Raw genomic sequence first — 17,699 nt, 5'->3', positions numbered from 1 at the left:
TCCCTGTACGAACGGACGCTTAGTACCGCTCTTCTCCCACGCCGGCTCCCTCGCCCATCTCCGCGAGGTCGAACACGGAGAAGTCTCCGCGTTTGATCATCGCATCAATGAGGTGGGAGGCCTGGCGCATCGTCATGCCCTGAATCGTCTTTCTCGCCCGATCTTCGGGAATCCGCTCCTCCTCGCAGAGGCGCAGGATCTTGGCCTGTTGCGCCTCCGACATCATCCGCGGCGCGTCGGCCAGGCGGAGCCCGTGCCCCTGTCCCGCCGCCGGCCCGGTTTGGGGCACCGAGTGAGTCTTCGGTTCCGCACCGACCGCCGCCCCATTGGGGCCAGTTCCGTTCGTCGGCTCCCCCTTCGCCTCTGGCGAAGGCGCGAAGCCTTGAGGCGCAGGGGACCCCGTCGGCGTCTGCGGCAGGTCTGGCCCCTGCTCCGTGGGCCGAGCCAGGTCCTCTTCCTGGACTTCTGTCGCCCCCTCGTCAAGTTCCGGATTGACGTCCTCCGGTGCGGGGATCACGAGCGTGCTCACCCGCTCCAGGATCATCTTGGTTTCCGACCGCAGACGGTTGATGTAGTTCAAATCCGTGGTCGCGAGATCCAGTTGCAGGGGGTAGTGCATCTCCCGCCGGCCGCTCCCGTGCGTTTCCCGAGGCACACGCTTGAGCACCAGGGGCACCATCGCGAACCTTCCGACCATGTTCTCGACGTACTCCAGCCCGCTGTTCACGTCCACGATTGTGTGGAAGCTCGTGCTGTCGATCTGATACACCCCGCCCAGATTGACCTTGGGCAGGATGACCATCAGGTGCGCCCGCTTGTCGCACTGGCCCGACGCCAGCAACTCGCACGGACACGCGCAGGGCATCTTGGCGCCGGTCTGCTCATCCAGGCGCATCGCCTGTTCGCCGTTCCCGATGCACTTCAGCCCCTTGGAGAGCCCGTAGTATTTGTAAGCCTGGGGAAAGATCACGTCCCGGCTGTTGACGGGGAACATGACGTCCAAGGCCTTCGGCTCCGGCCCATACCCGGCCGCGGCGACCTCGGGGGGCACCACGAAGTAGGCCACGTCACGCGGATGCTCCTTCCCGTCTTTGCCAAGCACCTTGACGCCCAGGCGGATCTTGCCCAGCCGAGGCAGCCGTCTCCGGTCCGAGAGCCCCTTGATAGTGGTGAACTGCGCCACCTGCGGGTTCATGTCTCCGATCCCTCCTTGCTTCCATGTGACGACCGTCGCCTCGTTCGGGTGACCAGGGTGTGCGGCGCAGGGAGGACTTTGGGGAATTCCTGTGGGACCGGACGCGTGGCTGCTGCCCGGATGTCATCCGGCAGCAGGTCCGGAACCACGCGCAGTGGCGACCGCTGCTCCAGGCGGACCAGCTTGTCTCCCAGGAGGCCTTCCTTCGCCCCCTTGGCTTTGAGAAGCTGGGCGATCTGCTCGCTCAACGCCTCCCTGCGCTTATTCTTCGGCCGCAACTCGGCGGCCAACGCCTCGAACTCCAGGACCATCGCCGCATCCGCCGGCGTCAACTCGATCCGGCCGGCGAGCGGCACCGGCCTCCAGCCGTCCCAGCAGCGCTGCTGGTACTGGCAGTACTGGCACGGGAACTTGACGGGCTCCGGAAACGGCCGCTCGGGCAGCGTTCCGACGGCCCGATGCCGCTCAATGCCCTCGAACCGCGCCAGCGCCCGCCGGCGGAGATCCGGGAACACGGTGCCCGGCCGCTCCACTTCGAACCGCCGCTCGCCCGTACTGGCCCGGATGACTTCCAGGAGCCGCAACACGTCCGCGTCGCGGTCATAGTCCAACCGGAACTCGAGGTAGTCGCTGGTATTCTTGTTCTTGATCACCAGCAACGCCTGTCTGACCTGCGGCCACCCGGCCGCGGCGAGGCCGTAGAGATAGAGCGCGCATTGCGTGAAGTAATTGAGCGGCAACGCGGCGCCGCTCCAGTAGCGCTCGAAGATGTAACTGGCCAGGGCTTTGTGTTCCCACAGCCAGGTGAGGGTGCGCAGGAAGTCCGAAATCAGCCCGTCAATGGACCCGGCAACCTCATAGGGTTGCCCCTGATGGGTCACGGTGCCGGCCACGACGCGCAACTGTTGGTCGTGCAAGATGAACGCCGACTTGTGGATCCAGGTCGCCGTCGTGTCTTCATGGACATGGCCGTCGTGGAACACCGACGCCATCCGTTCCATGAGGGGTTCCCTCGGAAATCCCCGGGCCCCGTAGACCTGCGCGCGCAGGCAGTGCTCCGGCCCTGCCGCCGAAGGCCGCGGCCGGTAATCCTGTTCGGTTTCTTCCGCCTCCATGGCGGCGACTTTGAGCAAGACTTCAACGAGCAAGAGCATTTCCTCGATCGGTTGAGATGACCGGCGTAAGTGTTCGGAATAAGCAATGTCTGAGTGCGGACAATTTGGTGAGTGGCGAACGAGTCAGTGGAGAGTGAGGACGCGAACCGGAACGAGGGATACCTTGAGGATTGGATAGGGCAAGGTGGGCGTTTCGGCCGAGGATCGGCCTACAGCACGAACATGCGCTCTTGAAGGTATTACGGCGGGGGCGCGCGGCCGGGGCAAGGCCCGCAGAAAGAAGCGCCGCGGAGGGAGGACTCGCTCCCCCTGCGGCGCTCGGGTTCCTGACTGGTCATGCCTAGAATAGCGCGACCTGCAACGCGCCGTGCTCGGCCGTCAGCGACTCCAGTTCGTCCGGGGTCACCTCGAGCACCGATTCGCGCCTCCCCCGTCCCTGTCGGGCCGTGACGGCCACTTTGATACCGACGGTCCTGGCCGCCGTGCCCCCACTGATCCGGGACGGGCCGCGCTGGACGCACCGCTCGACTCGATCGGCCGACTCGCCGAAGGCGAGCTGCACTTCGATCTCCTTCTTGCGGAATTCCGCCCAGGCCGCCTCCGCCCCGGTGTAGTGCCGCCCTTCGGCCAGCGCCCTCCCCATTTCCTCGATCAGCGAGGCGCTGGTCTGGCCGTACTCTGCCAAGCCCTCCGGGAGATCGCCTTCGACGAGCAGCGCCGTCTGCAGCTTCTTCGCCATCAGGTAGATGGCGACCGACTGCATGGTGGCCTTGTACACGTAGAAAATCACCTTAACAGGCTGCTCCTGCCCAATTCTCCAACTCCGCCTCGCGCCCTGCCGGAGGGTAAACAGATTGTAGCCGGTCTGGTAGAACGCGATGGTGGGAAAGTCGTAGAAGTCCAGGCCGGTCTTCACCAGCTCGGGGTTCGCTAGCAGGACATCCCACTCGTGCTGGTGGGCCGCCACCCAGGCCTCCCGCTGTTTCGGCGGGATCGCCCGGTCCAGCACGCCGACCCGATGGCCGGCGACCTCCAGGATCCGTTTCAGCCGCGGGCGGATGTCGCGCGAGTCCGTGAAGGTCACGTAGAGCAGCACCTTCCGGCCCTCCGCCCGCTCAAGCGCCAGATCGGTGAGCAACGCCCGTTCTTTCGGCAACAGGCCCGCGTCCGGCATCGCGAGGCGGGGCGCCGTCACCACCTCGACGACCTGGCGCAGCTTGTCCCGAATGGCGATCACTTCCTCGAACTGCGGGCAGGAATCAGGATACGAGAGCAGCGCTTGCAGCAACGCGCCCAAGGCCCGGCGCCCATGCTGCTTGACGGCCTGGCGCAACGTCGCCTCGAGCGCACGGTACTCCCGGGCCTGGTCCCCTTCCATCTCGATCGTCACGACGCGCTCCTCATACGGCGGGAGCCCGTCGATCACGTCCGCAAGCCGGACGAAGACGGCCCTATCCAGCAGATGCCGGCCGATCACCACCGGGGAGACGCCGGGGCGCTTGCGCACCATGATGTGCTTCTTTCGTCCCCGGCCGTATCGGTGGTCCTCCCCGTCTTCCAGGTCCTTGACGATCTCCATCACTCCGTAGCGTTCCTGGAACGCAGTCACGTGCCCGTATTCGAAGCCGTCCTGCTTGAGCCGCTCCGGACTCATCCGGTAGAGCAGGTAGAAGAGATCATCGGCATACCCGCCGTTCAGCGTCCCCGTCAGGGCGAGGGTGCGCGGCGCCAGGGTCATGACGCCGCCCATGGCCTGTCCCTGCAGCGTATCCCCGCCCTTGAATTCGTGGACCTCGTCGAGGATAGTGACGTCGAAGAACCGCTTGAGCCGGTGCTTCATGTATTCGAACGGCGCCATCCGCCGGATCCTGGGATCGGCTTGCCAGAGCGGCTCGCCGCAGCACCCGCAGGCTCGCCGCTTGGTTTCCAGTTGCTCCCAGGTCAGGATCTCGTCTCCCGCCTGCGCGCGTTCGCCGCAGCGGGGGCAATGCGGCCCGCCAAACCGGCCTCGCTTCCAGGCCGCCGGCCTCCAGTCGTAGCTGAGCTTGAGCCGCTCCTTGGAGATTACGTAGAGTTCATGCCGTTCCGGGCGCGTCGTGATCGTGCGGATCTCGTCCAGGAGGGTGATGACATGCCGCACGGTCAGATCGACCGTCCGCACGTCCGGGATCACCGCCTTGGCTTCCCGGATCCACTTGTCCACGAGGTGGCTGGGACAGACCGTCAGGGTCCGCTGCGGCCGGGGCGCCACCGCCACGGTCGCCAAGCCCAGGGTCGTCTTGCCGCACCCTTGCTCGCCGACGACAAACACCCGAGTCCGTTCGCAGGCATAGAGGGCCTTGGCGACCCCCTTCACGACTTCGGCCTGGACAGGAAAGAGGTCCCGGTTCAGGCCTCGCAAGCGGTCGGCGTAGGCCTCGACTCCCTCGGGCCGCTCCGGGTTGTAAAGGGGGGTCAGCTTGGTCTCGAGCGTGGCGGCCAACTGAACCGCGTGGGTCTCCAGAAATTCAGACAGCGAAACGCGCAAGCGTGTCCTCCAGTGCGCCGGGTTCCGCCTCGCTAGGCGGCTTGCTCGGCCTTCCGCTTGCGGCGCGGAGTGACCCTCGCCGCTCTCGTCTGCCCGTATCGCTCGATCAACGCCGTGCAGATGGCGTCGTCATCCCACCGGGCCAGCCAGCCGCTCGCCGGCCCCCACCCCGCGAGGGGTTCGAGATATCCCCCGGCCACCAGCAACGCTTCCAGGTCCGGCAGCCAGGCGGGATCGTAGGGGATCTTCCGCCGGCTCAGCGCCTGCCGCAGCCGGGCAGCTTTCTGTTCCGGCGCCGTCCAGATCACGTGCGACTCTCGGATGGTGTCATCCCAGCACAGCAGGTGATGCTTGCCGTAGCCAACCGCCCGGCCGCGGATGCGGAGGGCCTCGGGCCGCTGGAGTCCCAGGGTCTCCCCCGCGGCATCCTCGGTCTCCAGGACCGTGCCCGTCGCCAGCAAGGCCGTGATCGCCCGGGTCTGCTGCGGCGAGCCATAAACCGACAGCAGGACCAGACGGTTGGGCGACGCGGCTTCGTACAGCGCGAGCGGGGACTGGACCGAGACGCCCCCGGCCACGATCGTCCGGACATCGGCCGCCGGTGCCACAGCCGTCGCGTCAGGTGATGTCATACCAGCCTCCTTGTGTGAGATCGAGGACACGGATCCCGACCGCGTACGTGTCCGTCGTGATTTCCTTGTGCTCCACGTGGTCTTCGCGCGTGTGCTGCACGCGCGTCGAAAATCCCTTGATCACCAGGTCGCCGTTCGGGCCCGACACCCGCCCATCCAGCAGGCCGGCCGTCAGCAGCGCCACGAGGTGCCCCTTCCGCAAGGGCAAGATCGGACTCAAGGCGCCTGCTTCCAGGCGAGCGGTCGCGCAGAGCTTGGCGACGTCGTCCTGGAGCTTCGGTAGGTCTTGCCGGAGGTCGTCGTCCGAGATCGTCTCGCCCGCCTGCGCGAACGAGGGGCCGTCGGTGGACGGAATGAGATACGGGTCCCCGCGGAGGCCCGGCTCGTCCAGGTGCGGAGTGGGCCCGCCGGCGATGGCCTCCGCCACTTCCGGCGGAACTTGCGTTGCCCGCTTCACGCCGAACAGGACAACCTGCTTGAACAGCGGGTACTCGGTGGTGACGAGTCGAAGGACCGTGATGCGCTGGAAATGCTGGCCGATCCAGCTCGCCGTCTTGGGATCCTGAACCACCGCTTCCGGGACGATGAACACCAAGATTCCCTCGGGCGCGAGCCAGTTGATGCTGTGCTTCAAAAACGCCACTTCGGACCGCCCGCGACCGTCCGCCTCATAGGGCGGGTTCAGCCACAGCAGCCCCATGCACGCAAGCGGCGTAATCCGGACGTCAAAGATCGAGCCCTGGATCGCCACGTCGAGCGCCTGGTGAGCCTGCATCGCCCGGTCCACATCCAGTTCGATCCCCCAGGTGCGGCATCTTGGGAACCGTGTGGCGATGGCCGCCAGCGCCTGGCCGTTCCCGCAACAGGGATCCAGCAAGGCGTTGTGAGCGTCTCGGTGCTTGTCCTTGGGCCGCAGCCAGGTCCCGATCTTCGCCAGGCTGAGCGGCGGGGTCGGATAGAACCCCATCTTGGCTTGGGAGGCGAGTCTCGCCATGCGTCAGGCTCGCCCCTGGAGTGGCCGGTACCGCGCATAGCGCCGGCACCGGCTGCACGGAGCGACCCCGACCTGGGCGTCGGGCCCCTCGCCGAAGACATGTACGGTGCAGCGGCAGCGCTTCGTGAGCAGAAAGGCGCCGGGGAAGACCTGGCGCAGACGAGCCCGGACCAGTTGTCCGTTCATCGGAGACCTCCTCTCGGTTTGGTGTGGGTGCATGTCTGGGTTGATGCTGAAAAGGGCTGCAGGATCAGAACGGATCGCGCGCGGCCGTCCCGCCACTTAGGCGCGGGTGGCTCGAACGGAAGGGTGCAGACGGGGCCGGTCAGGAAATGGAGTCGGTGGACGGATTCAGACAGAACCGTAGCAGGTCGAAAGGCAGTGCAGTCGTGGGGTGGTTCGGTCCTGAAGGCAACCAGGGACCTACGGCAGCGACACGTCTATAGTTCTCTATTACGGCCGGGCGGGCGGGCGGGGAATGGATGGAATTTCTCGATGTTGACTTCCTCCCGGCCTAGGGACGGGACGTAATAGTTCTATGTGATGTGAGATGAGAGGAGATCATTGGCTGGGTATTCAACGGAGGATTCACGTGGAAGATAGAGTTTTGAGATTGCCCGAGGTCAAAGAGCGCACGGGTCTGTCAACCGCAACAATTTACCGCAAGATCAAGCTAGGTACATTTCCTGCGCCGTTGAAGCTTGGCGCACGTTCCTCCGGCTGGCTCGCGAGCGAAATTACGACCTGGCTCCAGACAATCGCGGCTCGACGCACCGAACGGGCGGCGTGACTCCGCCGGACCGAGTGTCCCCACCCTTCGCGCACTAACCAGGGTGGGGACACTGGGTGGGGACACCGGCAGAAATTAACGCACTAACCTGATTATGAATCCAATACTTAGACCGTGTATTCGATCCCCTCCACCGCCACCATTCCACGCTAGCCTGGGCCGCTCGCCTCACCACTATCGGGGCGAGCGGAGCTGTGTCTCCGCGCTCGCCATGCGGCGACCCTGGGCTTGGACGGTGTCGTCGCCGCGGCGCCTCCGGGACGGCCCTCGCCCGCCGGATCGTCTCATCCTCCCCATGTCAGGTTTGACAATTGCCGGACAAATCAGTAGGCTACGGGCATGCCCCTAGACCAACTCGTGGGGTGGGTTCCGACCCCTGTACCCGGACTGCGTTTCCTTGAGGTGGAGGACGGGTCGTTGATCCTCGACCCCGCGACCAAGCGGCTGCATTCGCTGAACGGCTGGGCGACCGTCGTCTGGCTCCTGTGCGACGGGAAGCGCTCGGCGGACCGCATCATTGAGCTGGCCGGCGAAGGGGATGAGCGTCGGCGCCGGTCGGTGTCGGATGCGCTGGATACGCTCAAGGGGGAAGGATTGGTCGTCCCGGCACCCCCGTGACCCGATGTTCATGATCCGCTACGACATCGGTGTTGTGCGTGTCGCCGTCGAAAGCGACGTGGAAGAGGCTCGGCCGGCTCTGGAAAGGCTTTTTCCCGCCGCGCCAGCGGCCGTCGCGCCGCCGGACGCCGTCCTGCGGGTCAGAGCCGCGGCTTCGGGGTTTTCTCTGATCGGCATCGGCGAGCCCTACCGGAGCGACCGTCGGGACACCCTGGTCCCCGCGGTCGAGGCCCGGATCAGGGCCCGTTACCTAGCCGCCTCCGGCGAGGCCATTCCGCTCCACTCCAGCGGGCTGCTCACGACGGCGGGCGGCGCCGTTCTCTTCCTGGGCGAGCCCGGTGCGGGCAAAACCTCCCTTCTGCTTCGCGCGATGGCGACCGGGGCCGCCGCGCTCTCCGACGAGATTCACCTCTGGGATCCGACGACGGGTGCGGTGGAAGCCTACCCGAGAGCCTATGCGGCGAAGGAGGGTACCTTCCGGATATTCCCCGAGCTGGGACGCGCGCGGCCGGCGGGACGGCCGTCGCGCTGGGGCGGACACCGCCTCTGGTACGTGGCCCCGGCCCGGCCGGCCGCTCGCCGCGCCCGCCTGGCCGCCCTGATCCTGTTGTCTCGGGAGCGGATGGATGAGCCGCTGCGGCCCGTACCGCAATGGGAACGCCTCTCCGCCCTGCTCCCCCACGCCTGGGGCGACGGCACGGCGCTCTGCGGGCCTTCGCTCGACACGCTCGTCCGCGCGCTCACCCGCCTTCCCCTGTGGCGCGGGGGCGCCGAGCGCGCGCTCGATTGGTTCCTGGGCCCGGCCTCGGCCGTCGCGAGGCCGCGGGCCTGCGCGACGGCCGAGGTTTCCTCCCCTGCGCCGTCCCTGTGCACTCTCTAAGAGGGGGTACTCGTATGAGCAGACATCACGAGCCAGAGCCCTTGTCCCCCGGCGCGCCCCGCAACGACGAGGCTGACATCCACGACCGGATCTTGGAAGAGATGGACCCCGGACGCCGGGAGTTCGTCAAGCGCCTGTTGGTCACGACCGGCGCGACGGTCGCCATGATCACGTCGCTCTCGATCCCGGAAGTCATGGCGAACGGGAAAAAGTCGCCCGGCGACTGAGACCTTGCCGCTCTCCCCGCGGTCGAGACCGGATGCGCACACCCCCTCCGTCGAAGAGGGCGACCGGGCGGACGATCCCCTGATCGGGCTGCTGGCGCCCGATCCCCGCCGAGCGCCGTCCCCCGCCCGTCCCTTCACCCTCCGGGACCTTCTCGACGAGCGGCTGGGCCCCGCGCTCTACGCACGCCTGACCGAAACGGGCCGCCTCGATCGCTTCACCCCGTCGGAGCAGGACTCCTTGCGCGAAGCCCATGCCGCCAACGCCAGGCGCAACTTCGTGCTGGCCGCCGAGCTGCATCGCGTGGTCGAGGCCCTCGGGGGTGCAGGCATGCCCGTCATGCCGCTCAAGGGGGCCGTCGCCCTCCTGGAGCCGATCTATCCCTCGCCCTCGATCCGGGTCATGACCGACCTCGATCTGTTGGTCCCACCGGAGCGGCGTGAGGCGGCCATCGCCTGCCTCTCCCGGCTGGGCTACCGCCCCCGGACGGCGGAGCTCGTGCTGCCCGACGTGGAGCACCCGATGGACCGGGATGGGATCGTCGTGGACCTCCACTGGCGGCTGTCACGGATTCCCGAGCACGGCGACGCCGCCGGCATCTGGGCGCGCGCCCGGCCCGCCGGCTCCATCGGCGCCACCCTGTACCTGCCCGAGGCGATCGACCAGATGTACCTCCGGTTTCTGCACGACACGCTCCAGGACCACCAGCTCCATCGGCTGAAGCTCTGGAAGGCCTACGAGGCGGCCCTGCTCTACCGGCGCGTGGAGAGGCGCGGTGAGGAGCGCCGGCTCGTGGAGCGGGCGGCCGGGGCCGGGCTGGATCTCGTGCTCGGCGCCTACCTCGCCCAGATCGACCGTCTGTTTCCCTGCCTGTCGTCGACCGATGTCGCGCTCCGGTCGGCGGTCGAGGCGGGCGGACGCGAGATCGACCGGCTGGAGCGTGGAGGCGCCTGGCCGGAGCGCCTGCACTTCGCCGTGGGACGCGACCTGCTCCTTCGCCTCAGACGCCGGGCGCTGGGCGGGTACGGACCCGCCTTCGTCCAGATCATGTGGCGGGAGAGTACGCTCGCGGAGCCGACCGACGTCGTGCGGCCCACGCCGCTCTCACGGCTACGCCACGTGCTCCAGCTCTGCGCGCTGCATCTGCTGGCCGTCGCCGGCCGGCTGGTGCGGGGACTCCTCGTCCCCGGGGAGGACCGGCCGTGATGGCCCGCAAGGCCGGATGTCGCGCGGCCGCTGCCGCGGCGACCCTGCTCCTTCTCCTCGCCGGCTTCTGGCTGTGGCGGCTCCCCGCCCCGGAAGAGGACCTCGATGACGTCGAGTTGGAGGTGACCGAGGACGGGGGACAGGTCGGGGGCAGGGCATGGGCCTGGGAGACGGCGGACCGTCGGCTCAAGCACGAGTTCACGGAGGCGTACAAGGCGGCCGACGACGCCGGGCCGGTGTTCGCACGTTACCTGCCGCTGCTGGGAGCCCCGGCGCTGCTGGACTTTCTTGAGCTGTCCTATCCTTACTGCCACGCGCAGGCGCACGACCTGGGCGTCGCGCTGTACGAACGCTCGCGGGACCTGGGCCGGGCCCTGGGCGAGTGCGGAACCCGCTGCACCAGCGGCTGCATGCACGGCGTGATCACCGGCGTGCTCGGCGACGACTCGCTGGACGCGATCACGGCGACGATGGACCGGCTCTGCGCCAAAGCCCCCCTCGCCGGCTCGTACCGGCCGGGCAACTGTGCCCATGGCCTGGGCCACGCGCTCATGCTGGCGACGCAGCACGACCTGGGGCGGGCCCTGGACGGGTGCGACCGTTTCGCCGAGGCGGGAATGGCCTACTACTGCGCGACCGGCGTGTTCATGGAATACAAGATGGACCGGCAGGCGCGGATAGAACGGGGCAAGGCCGCGCCCCGCCCCACCCTGCACTACCCCTGCGACACCTTTACGAAGTTTCCCGCCGCCTGCTACCGGTACATGCTCCGCCCCATCCGGGACAGCCTCGGCGCGGATAGGAACCGCTTGAAGGCGGAATGCTCGGCCCTGCGCGACCGCCTGCGACTCGGCTGCTTCCACGGCCTGGGCGCGATCTACACGAAGGCCGTCGGCAAGCGCCCCGCCCTCTTGCCCGACCTCTGCGATCAGCGGAACGCGGACGAGCAGCGGGTCTGCATCGAGGGCGTGATCGAAAAGCTGGCCGACTACGACGAGGCCAAGGCGCATGCGGCGTGCGCGACGCTGACCGGCGGCGCGGCGGCGATCTGCGCCGAAGCCGCGGCCGGGAAGATGTATCGGCTGGCCAAGCCGTCCATGCCCCTCTATGCCCCGCGCGGCCAGGCCGACGGCGACTCTCCTACGTCCTGACCCCCTCCGACAATCGGCTTGAATCGCGCGGGAGTTCCACGATAGTCTGACGTGCGGCCATGAAGCTCGATATCACCGGAAAGAAGATCGTCCGTGACTTCCAACGGCGCCGGCGGATCATCCTTGCGATCATAGGGATCGCCGGCCTGCTGGGAGTGGTGCTGGTGGGAAACCTGGTGCGGATGGTTCTGCCGGGAGGGGCACGGGCGGTCGGCATCACGGCCGTCTTCCTGCCGCTGCTCGGCATCGTCGTCTCCTTCCTGATCGCCAGTATCCTCTTCTTCTGCCCGAACTGCCGGGCGCGCCCATGGACCAACGGAGGATTTTGTCTGGATCCGAAGGTCTGCGGCGGATGCCGGGCTCGATTGAAAGATTGATCTAAACCTCTCTTGTCTGTTAGCGGTTTCGGCGTCGAATTTTCTTTCCCATCGATGATGATTTCATAAGATATTGTAATATTTGCTTGTTTATTATTTGTTGACTTATATTCTTTATTTAATTATATTGTACATTATTATATCGGTCGTATTTATGAGATATGAGGTCGCCATGAGAACCGCTCCCGGCATCGTGCTCCTGAGTTTCCTGCTCATTGGGCCAGCGCCTTCCACGGCATTCGATTGGGTACCGACGGACGAGGACATCAAGGCGTACCGCAAGAGCTGGAACCCCTTCTCCCACGGCCCCATCCTGCTCCAAGCCGTGGACATCCAACCCAAGGGCCAGGCCTCGGTCCGTGAGTTTCTCTTCACCCAGTTCAGCGAGCGCAGCTTCGGCAACCAGCTCGGCTTCGCGAGCGACGCCAAGCGCGGCCCCGTCCACCTCACCTCGATCGCCCCTTCCGTCAATGTCGCCTACGGCCTCACGAACCACGTCGAGCTCGGCCTCGCGACCGGACTGACCGCCTTCTGGGCCAGGGACACGGCTGCGGCCAACCGCACCGGCGGATCGGCCGACAGCTCGGACATCGGGATGGGCGACACCTCCCTGATCGTGAAGTACCGCCCCATCGTCCAGGACCCGAGCGGGTGGCGGCCGTCCCTCACGACGTACAGCCAACTGGTGCTGCCCACGAGCAGGTGGGCGGGCACGGACAAGCCGCCCGGCGGCTTCGCCCCCCTCGGCCGTCTGCCGAACACCCGCTTCGGCGAGCTGGGGTTCACCGAGGGGTTGATGACGCGGAAGAACCTCCAGCCCGTGCGGATCAGCGCGGCCGTGTTCTACACCTACGCGGCGCCGGGTAGCGACGCGAGGGGCACGACCTACACCGGCGACGTCGTGAACACGCGGCTCATCGTCGAGCACATCCTCGACGACAAGCGCGGCTTCGGCTACAACGTGGAGCTCAGCACGTTGAGCGGCCTCCCCTGGCGGCTGGACGGCCACGACCTCAATCGCGGCGCGAGGAACGGCTTCACGACCATCGGCGTCGAGCCGGCGCTCCAGTGGCGCTTCCTGGACAACTGGGTGGCGGCGGCGGGCGTGCTGTTCACGGTGGCGGGCCAGAACGCCATCGACGCGATCTATCCGAATTTCTCGATCTTCTGGTACTGGAGCGAAACCGGCAAGGTGATCATGCGCTAGGCGGCCGCGGGCCGGCGGTGACGACCCGACACGGCTCAGCCATCCGGCCCGTCGCGACGCGGGATCAGGTGCACCGCGCCGGCCTTGATCGCGGCGACGACGGGCGCACCGGGAGCCAGGTGCAGGTCCGCCAGCGCCGAGCGGGTGACCAGCGCCGAGAGGGGAAACCCGCAGTCGAGTTCCAGGCGGACGAGCGCCCCCAGGGGCGCCACCGCGCGCACCGAGCCGGCCAGTCGGTTGCGCGCGCTGCTCGCCCCCGCGCCGACGCCCTCCACGACCACGTCCTCCGCGCGGATGCAGACGAAGACGTCGGCGGGCGGCCCATCGGGCGCCACGGCCGTGAGGCCGACGCCGCCCACCTCCACGGCAGCCAGCCCGTCCCGCACGGTAACGATCCGGCCGGGGACGACCGTCTCCATCCCGACGATCGCCGCGACCGCCGCGTCGGCCGGCCGGTTGAAGATGTCCTGGGGGCGGCCTTCCTGAAGCACCCGCCCCTCCCGCAACACCAGCATCCGGTCGCCGAGCGCCAGCGCCTCCTCCCAATCGTGGGTCACCACGACGGAGGGGATCCGCAGGTCCCGCAGCAGCGTACGGAGCTCGTCCCGGAGGCGGAGCCTCGTCGGCAGATCCAGCGCCGAGAGCGGCTCGTCGAGCAGGAGCAGCCGCGGGCGCCGCGCGATCGCGCGGGCCAGCGCCACGCGCTGCTGCTGGCCGCCGGACAGCTCGGCCGGCTTCACGGCTTCCGCGCCGCGCAGGCCGAGCCGCTCCAGCGCCTCCCCCGCCCGCGCGGCACGCTCGCCGGCGGACAGGCCGGCCAGACCGTAGCCGACGTTGCCCGCGACGGTATGGGTCGGAAAGAGCGCGTAGTCCTGCGGCATGTAGCCGATGTCCCGCCGCTGGGGCGGAAGCCGGATCCCCGCCGCGCCGTCGAACCAGACCGTGTCGCCGACGCGGATGCTCCCGCGCTCCGGCCATTCCAGGCCCGCCAGGCACCGCAGGATCGTGGTCTTGCCCGAGCCGGACGGCCCGAAGAGGATCAGGACGGAGGGCGGATCCAGCGGGAGCCGGAAGGAGGCCTCCACCGTGAGCCGGCCGGGAAAGGCCTTGGCGACGTCCACGGTCAGTTCCGCGGCCATACCGCCCAGACCTTCCGGTTCACCGCGTAGACGGCGAGCAGCACCGCGTAGGAGACGGCCAGTAAAAACAGCGCCGTCTTCGCGGCGCCGGCGTAGTTCAGCGCCTGGACCTCGTCGTAGATGTCGATCGAGACCGTCCGCGTTTCCCCCTCGATGTTCCCGCCCACCATCAGGACGACCCCGAACTCGCCCAGCGTGTGGGCGAAGCTCAGGACGAACCCCGTCACCACCCCGGCGGTCGAGAGCGGCACGATCAGGCGGAAGAAGGTGGCAAGCCGGGAGACGCCGAGCGTCCAGGAGGTCTCGATCAGCCGCCGGTCCACCTGGTCAAAGGCCGTCGTGAAGGGCTGGACGGCGAAGGGCAGGCTGTAGAGGAGCGACGCGACGAGCAACCCCTCGAAGGTGAAGGGCAGCGGGTGCCCGACGAGGTCCGCGTAGAAGCGCCCGACCGGACTGTGCGGGCCGATGGCGACCAGGATGTAGAAGCCGAGCACGGTCGGCGGCAGCACGAGCGGCAGCGCCACCACGGACTCGACGAGGAACTTCCAGCGTCGGCGCGAGAAGCTGAGCCAGTAGGCCAGCGGCAGGCCGACGACCAGCAGGATCAGCGCCGTCAAGGCCGCCAGCTTGAACGTCACGCCGATCGCGGTCCAGTTCACGCGCCCCGCGCCCCCCGGCGACCGCCCGTGCACCTCATTTGCACCGGAACTGAAGCCCCCAGAACCGCCGGACCGTCACCTGCTCCTCCCCCTCGCGTCCCGAGGGGTAGGCCTGCCCCTTGGTTTCGCCCTCCCGGACGATGACGTAGTTCCCGCGGCAATGCTCCTCCATCAGGGCGAGGGCGTCGGAGCGGAAGGAGGAATAGATGCTCTCCTGGTCCTTCTTCAGGGGATAGACGACCGTCCCGCCCCGATCCGTCGCCTGGACGAGCTTGGCGCCGTCCACGCAGGCGGTGCAGAGGAGCGGCAGGAGCAGGAGGCCCCGGCGCACCGTCATTCCGGCACCATGAACCCGTACCGGGTCATGATCGCCCGCCCCTCCGGCCCGCGCAGGAAGTCGAGGAAGCGCTCGGCCGCCGCGACGTTCTTCGCCGATCGCAGGATCACCGCCCCCTGCTCGATCGGGAGATGGGCCTCGGCCGGCACCTCCCAGTAGGTCCCGGCCGCCCGCATCGTCGGGGCCAGCGCCAGCGACAGGGCCACGATGCCAACCTCCGCGGCGCCCGACTCCACGAATTGCGCGGCCTGCGAGACATTCTCCCCCAGCACGAGCTTGGGGCTCACCGCCTCATAGACCTGGAAATGTTTCATCGCCGCGACCGCCGCACGGCCGTATGGCGCGTGCTTGGGGTTGGCGATGGCAATCTTCTTGACGGACGGGTCGAGAAGGACCCGCATCCCGAGCCCGCCCAGGTCCAGCGCGGAGCCCTTCGGGGCCCAGAGGACGATCCGGCCGACCGCGTAGCGGTACAGCGACCCCGGCCTTGTCAGACCCGTCTGCTCCAATTTTTTCGGATAGCCGACGTCCGCGGAGAAGTAGAGGTCGAACGGCGCCCCGTTGGCGATCTGCGAGTAGAAGTTGCCGGAGGAGCCGAGCGACAGCTTGACGCGGAGACCCGGGCTGCCCCCCTCGAACGCGGCGATCACCTCCTTGAAGGCGAAATTCAGGTCGGCGGCGGCCGCGATCGTCAGCTCCTCCGAGGCGGCGGCGCGGGGCCCGGCCGCCGACAGGACGACCGCGAGCGCCGCCGCGAGACTCCACAGACGCATGGCACCTCCTCTTCCCCTCGCCGGGCCGGCCGCGACGCTCCCCCGCGCCGCCCGCCGGCGCCGGCATCATACCCGATTGTCCCGCTCAGAAGAAGATCTGGTACTGCACCCGCACCATGTTCTCGATCAACGTGCCGCCCTTCGCGTCCAGGGGCACGGTCCCGGAGGGAAAGCTGGTCCCCTGCGCGGGCAGCGGCGCGCTGCGGCCGATGGCGAAGCCGCCGGTCCCCATCGCGATGTTGCTGTAGGTCACCATGATCTGATGGTCGTAGGTCTTGCTCAGGAACCAGTTCAGGGAGACGTCGACCTCCTTGACCAGATCGCCGCCGACGCTCGTGTCGGGGTCCCAGTAGGCGTAGCGGGCGGCCAGCTCCACGCTCCGCGGGATCAGGTAGTAGCCGGACTGGACGTACCAGCCCGTCGCGTTGCCGAGCATCGAGGGCGCATAGACGTTGCAGGTCGTCCCGGCCGCGTTGGTCTGCATGCAGGGCAGGCCCTTGTCGTGGCGCGTGATGGTCTTGAAGTAGTACTCGGCCTGGAGCGCGAACCCCCGGTACTTGAACACGTAATCGAGCGACCAGCTCGAATAGTCCACGAGCCCCCAGCCGAGCTGCCGGGCGTTGCCGCCCGCGGCCAGGAGCTGCCGTGTGTAGAGGTTGCCCAGGTCGATGCCGACGAAGGCGTTGTCGGTCGAGGTAAAGACGGCGGGGTTGTACGCATAGTCGGCGCCGACGGCCATCTGCGGCGTCTCCGAGTAGGCCAGGTCGCCCTCCCCGTAGCCGGGCCGGCCCATGATGTTCCACATCAGGCGGGCCGAGTACATGAGTTGGTTGGGGCTGAGCTTGGTGTTGGCGTTCAGGTTCCGCTGGGACGGCTGCGGGCAGGCGACCGTGTTATCGGGGAAGGGAAAGCCCCCCGATTGCCCGCCCGGACAGCCCGGTGTCGGCTGCTCGCTCTTGTACTGGCCCAGGCGGTTGAACCCCGGCCCCGCCCCGCCGAACACGCCGAAGTAGTAGTTCACCGTGTAGAGCTCCTCGTCGTTCATGAGCGTGAGACCGACGTCGCGGCGGTCCAGCCCGCTCGCGGTGAAGGCGTCCTGGACGAGCGCACGCTCGGCGAACTCCATCGAGGCCGTCGAGTTGATCTGGGAGCGGCTCCAGTAGACCTTGAACTGGCCGAGCTGGAGGTTGGCCCACGGAATCGTGGTCTGGGTGATGTAGGCGTCGGCGAGCTGCATGCCGCCCGGCGTCTGCGCGTTCTCGCCGAAGTCGTTCCGGATCTGGACGAAGTACTTGAAGTCCGGGTTGAACAGGTGCCCCATGAAGTAGAGGCGGAACCGCCGGAGCGAGAAGGTGGAGGACGAATCCGTGCCGTACCGGTTGGCACGGTAGTCTCCGAACACGCCGAGCAACTGGGGAAAGTTCTTGGCGTCGCCCGGGTTGGCCCAGGCATTGTTGAGGAACCGCTGCGTGAACCGGCCCTGCAGGCGCAGGCGGATCTTCAGGAAGTAGGCGTTGTCGTCCATCGAGAGGTTGAAGCCTCGGTCGTACCAGCCCTTGAAGCTCGACTGCAGCAGATGCCGGCGCTCTTCCGATTCGATCTCCACCCGGTCGTACTCCTCCTGGGTGATCCAGCCCTGCCGGACAGCCCGCTCCAGCAGCAGTTGCAGCGCCGGGTCCTGGCTCTCGACGAAGACATACTGGCCGTTCTTTTCCACCAGCCGGCCGGACTCGGCCGCCCATCCGGCGACCGGCCAGGCCCCGAGCAGGCAAGCCAGCGCCGCGGCCAGGAGCCTGCCCCTGCCGAACGCGCCGCCGCTCGCCGAGCGTCCTGCCGCGTCCCGCCGCCCCGCCATCCCCATCTTCCTCCGGGTC

19 protein-coding genes are annotated in these 17,699 nt (G+C 67.7%); 8 read left to right on the top strand and 11 right to left on the bottom strand.

Annotated elements, in window-relative coordinates; translation table 11 throughout:
* Window positions 1–19: 19 nt before the first annotated feature.
* The 6 genes from AC1U7O_RS07415 to AC1U7O_RS07390 form a co-directional block, all read right to left on the bottom strand.
* Entirely contained in the window at window positions 20–1,195 is a 1,176-nt protein-coding gene (locus tag AC1U7O_RS07415) for a recombination directionality factor (RefSeq protein ID WP_479894080.1), read from the bottom strand.
* Window positions 1,192–2,349 (bottom strand): hypothetical protein, encoded by a 1,158-nt coding sequence (locus AC1U7O_RS07410; protein WP_479894079.1) that lies wholly within the window; start codon window positions 2,347–2,349, stop codon window positions 1,192–1,194. Before AC1U7O_RS07410 ends, AC1U7O_RS07415 begins: the two co-directional genes overlap by 4 nt.
* Before the next feature lie 301 nt (window positions 2,350–2,650).
* Window positions 2,651–4,837: a helicase-related protein gene (locus tag AC1U7O_RS07405; RefSeq protein ID WP_479894078.1), complete on the bottom strand. Its 2,187-nt coding sequence runs from the start codon at window positions 4,835–4,837 to the stop codon at window positions 2,651–2,653.
* Between the two features lie 32 nt (window positions 4,838–4,869).
* Window positions 4,870–5,469, bottom strand: a complete 600-nt coding sequence (locus tag AC1U7O_RS07400; RefSeq protein ID WP_479894077.1) for a hypothetical protein — start codon at window positions 5,467–5,469, stop codon at window positions 4,870–4,872.
* A complete protein-coding gene (locus tag AC1U7O_RS07395; RefSeq protein ID WP_479894076.1) occupies window positions 5,456–6,463 on the bottom strand; it encodes a DUF6094 domain-containing protein in 1,008 nt (335 codons plus the stop codon). The genes AC1U7O_RS07400 and AC1U7O_RS07395 overlap by 14 nt, the downstream gene beginning before the upstream one ends.
* Before the next feature lie 3 nt (window positions 6,464–6,466).
* Window positions 6,467–6,649 (bottom strand): hypothetical protein, encoded by a 183-nt coding sequence (locus AC1U7O_RS07390; RefSeq protein ID WP_479894075.1) that lies wholly within the window; start codon window positions 6,647–6,649, stop codon window positions 6,467–6,469.
* A gap of 364 nt (window positions 6,650–7,013) precedes the next feature.
* Between AC1U7O_RS07390 and AC1U7O_RS07385 the strand changes: the two genes are divergently transcribed.
* From AC1U7O_RS07385 to AC1U7O_RS07350, 8 genes are all read left to right on the top strand, one after another.
* The gene (locus tag AC1U7O_RS07385; RefSeq protein ID WP_479894074.1) at window positions 7,014–7,253 is read left to right on the top strand and encodes a helix-turn-helix transcriptional regulator; all 240 of its coding nucleotides are present in this window, start codon (window positions 7,014–7,016) and stop codon (window positions 7,251–7,253) included.
* 339 nt (window positions 7,254–7,592) lie between these two features.
* Complete coding sequence (locus AC1U7O_RS07380; protein ID WP_479894073.1) at window positions 7,593–7,871, top strand: PqqD family protein; 279 nt, start codon at window positions 7,593–7,595, stop codon at window positions 7,869–7,871.
* Between the two features lie 10 nt (window positions 7,872–7,881).
* Window positions 7,882–8,751: a hypothetical protein gene (locus AC1U7O_RS07375; RefSeq protein WP_479894072.1), complete on the top strand. Its 870-nt coding sequence runs from the start codon at window positions 7,882–7,884 to the stop codon at window positions 8,749–8,751.
* A gap of 14 nt (window positions 8,752–8,765) precedes the next feature.
* Window positions 8,766–8,978: a hypothetical protein gene (locus tag AC1U7O_RS07370; protein WP_479894071.1), complete on the top strand. Its 213-nt coding sequence runs from the start codon at window positions 8,766–8,768 to the stop codon at window positions 8,976–8,978.
* A gap of 4 nt (window positions 8,979–8,982) precedes the next feature.
* On the top strand, window positions 8,983–10,182 hold the full coding sequence (locus tag AC1U7O_RS07365; RefSeq protein WP_479894070.1) for a nucleotidyltransferase family protein: 1,200 nt from the start codon (window positions 8,983–8,985) through the stop codon (window positions 10,180–10,182).
* Window positions 10,182–11,333, top strand: a complete 1,152-nt coding sequence (locus AC1U7O_RS07360; protein ID WP_479894069.1) for a hypothetical protein — start codon at window positions 10,182–10,184, stop codon at window positions 11,331–11,333. Before AC1U7O_RS07365 ends, AC1U7O_RS07360 begins: the two co-directional genes overlap by 1 nt.
* A 59-nt stretch (window positions 11,334–11,392) precedes the next feature.
* Window positions 11,393–11,710, top strand: a complete 318-nt coding sequence (locus AC1U7O_RS07355) for a hypothetical protein (protein WP_479894068.1) — start codon at window positions 11,393–11,395, stop codon at window positions 11,708–11,710.
* 172 nt (window positions 11,711–11,882) lie between these two features.
* Window positions 11,883–12,917, top strand: a complete 1,035-nt coding sequence (locus AC1U7O_RS07350) for a hypothetical protein (RefSeq protein ID WP_479894067.1) — start codon at window positions 11,883–11,885, stop codon at window positions 12,915–12,917.
* Between the two features lie 35 nt (window positions 12,918–12,952).
* Here AC1U7O_RS07350 and AC1U7O_RS07345 read toward each other — a convergent pair whose 3' ends face one another.
* The 5 genes from AC1U7O_RS07345 to AC1U7O_RS07325 form a co-directional block, all read right to left on the bottom strand.
* Window positions 12,953–14,056 carry an ABC transporter ATP-binding protein gene (locus AC1U7O_RS07345; RefSeq protein WP_479894066.1) on the bottom strand — a complete coding sequence of 368 codons (1,104 nt, stop codon included), beginning with the start codon at window positions 14,054–14,056 and terminating at the stop codon, window positions 12,953–12,955.
* Window positions 14,041–14,715, bottom strand: coding sequence for a molybdate ABC transporter permease subunit (gene modB / locus AC1U7O_RS07340; protein WP_479894065.1), 675 nt, complete (start codon window positions 14,713–14,715; stop codon window positions 14,041–14,043). The genes AC1U7O_RS07345 and modB overlap by 16 nt, the downstream gene beginning before the upstream one ends.
* 34 nt (window positions 14,716–14,749) lie before the next feature.
* On the bottom strand, window positions 14,750–15,052 hold the full coding sequence (locus AC1U7O_RS07335) for a hypothetical protein (protein WP_479894064.1): 303 nt from the start codon (window positions 15,050–15,052) through the stop codon (window positions 14,750–14,752).
* Window positions 15,049–15,825 (bottom strand): molybdate ABC transporter substrate-binding protein, encoded by a 777-nt coding sequence (modA, locus tag AC1U7O_RS07330; RefSeq protein ID WP_479894063.1) that lies wholly within the window; start codon window positions 15,823–15,825, stop codon window positions 15,049–15,051. Before modA ends, AC1U7O_RS07335 begins: the two co-directional genes overlap by 4 nt.
* 85 nt (window positions 15,826–15,910) lie before the next feature.
* Window positions 15,911–17,686 (bottom strand): porin, encoded by a 1,776-nt coding sequence (locus AC1U7O_RS07325; RefSeq protein WP_479894062.1) that lies wholly within the window; start codon window positions 17,684–17,686, stop codon window positions 15,911–15,913.
* Window positions 17,687–17,699 lie beyond the last annotated feature (13 nt).

It is taken from the genome of Candidatus Nitrospira neuquenensis, assembly GCF_979578155.1.
Note: the sequence above shows the minus strand (reverse complement) of the source record. Positions and strands in the feature narration are given on the sequence as shown.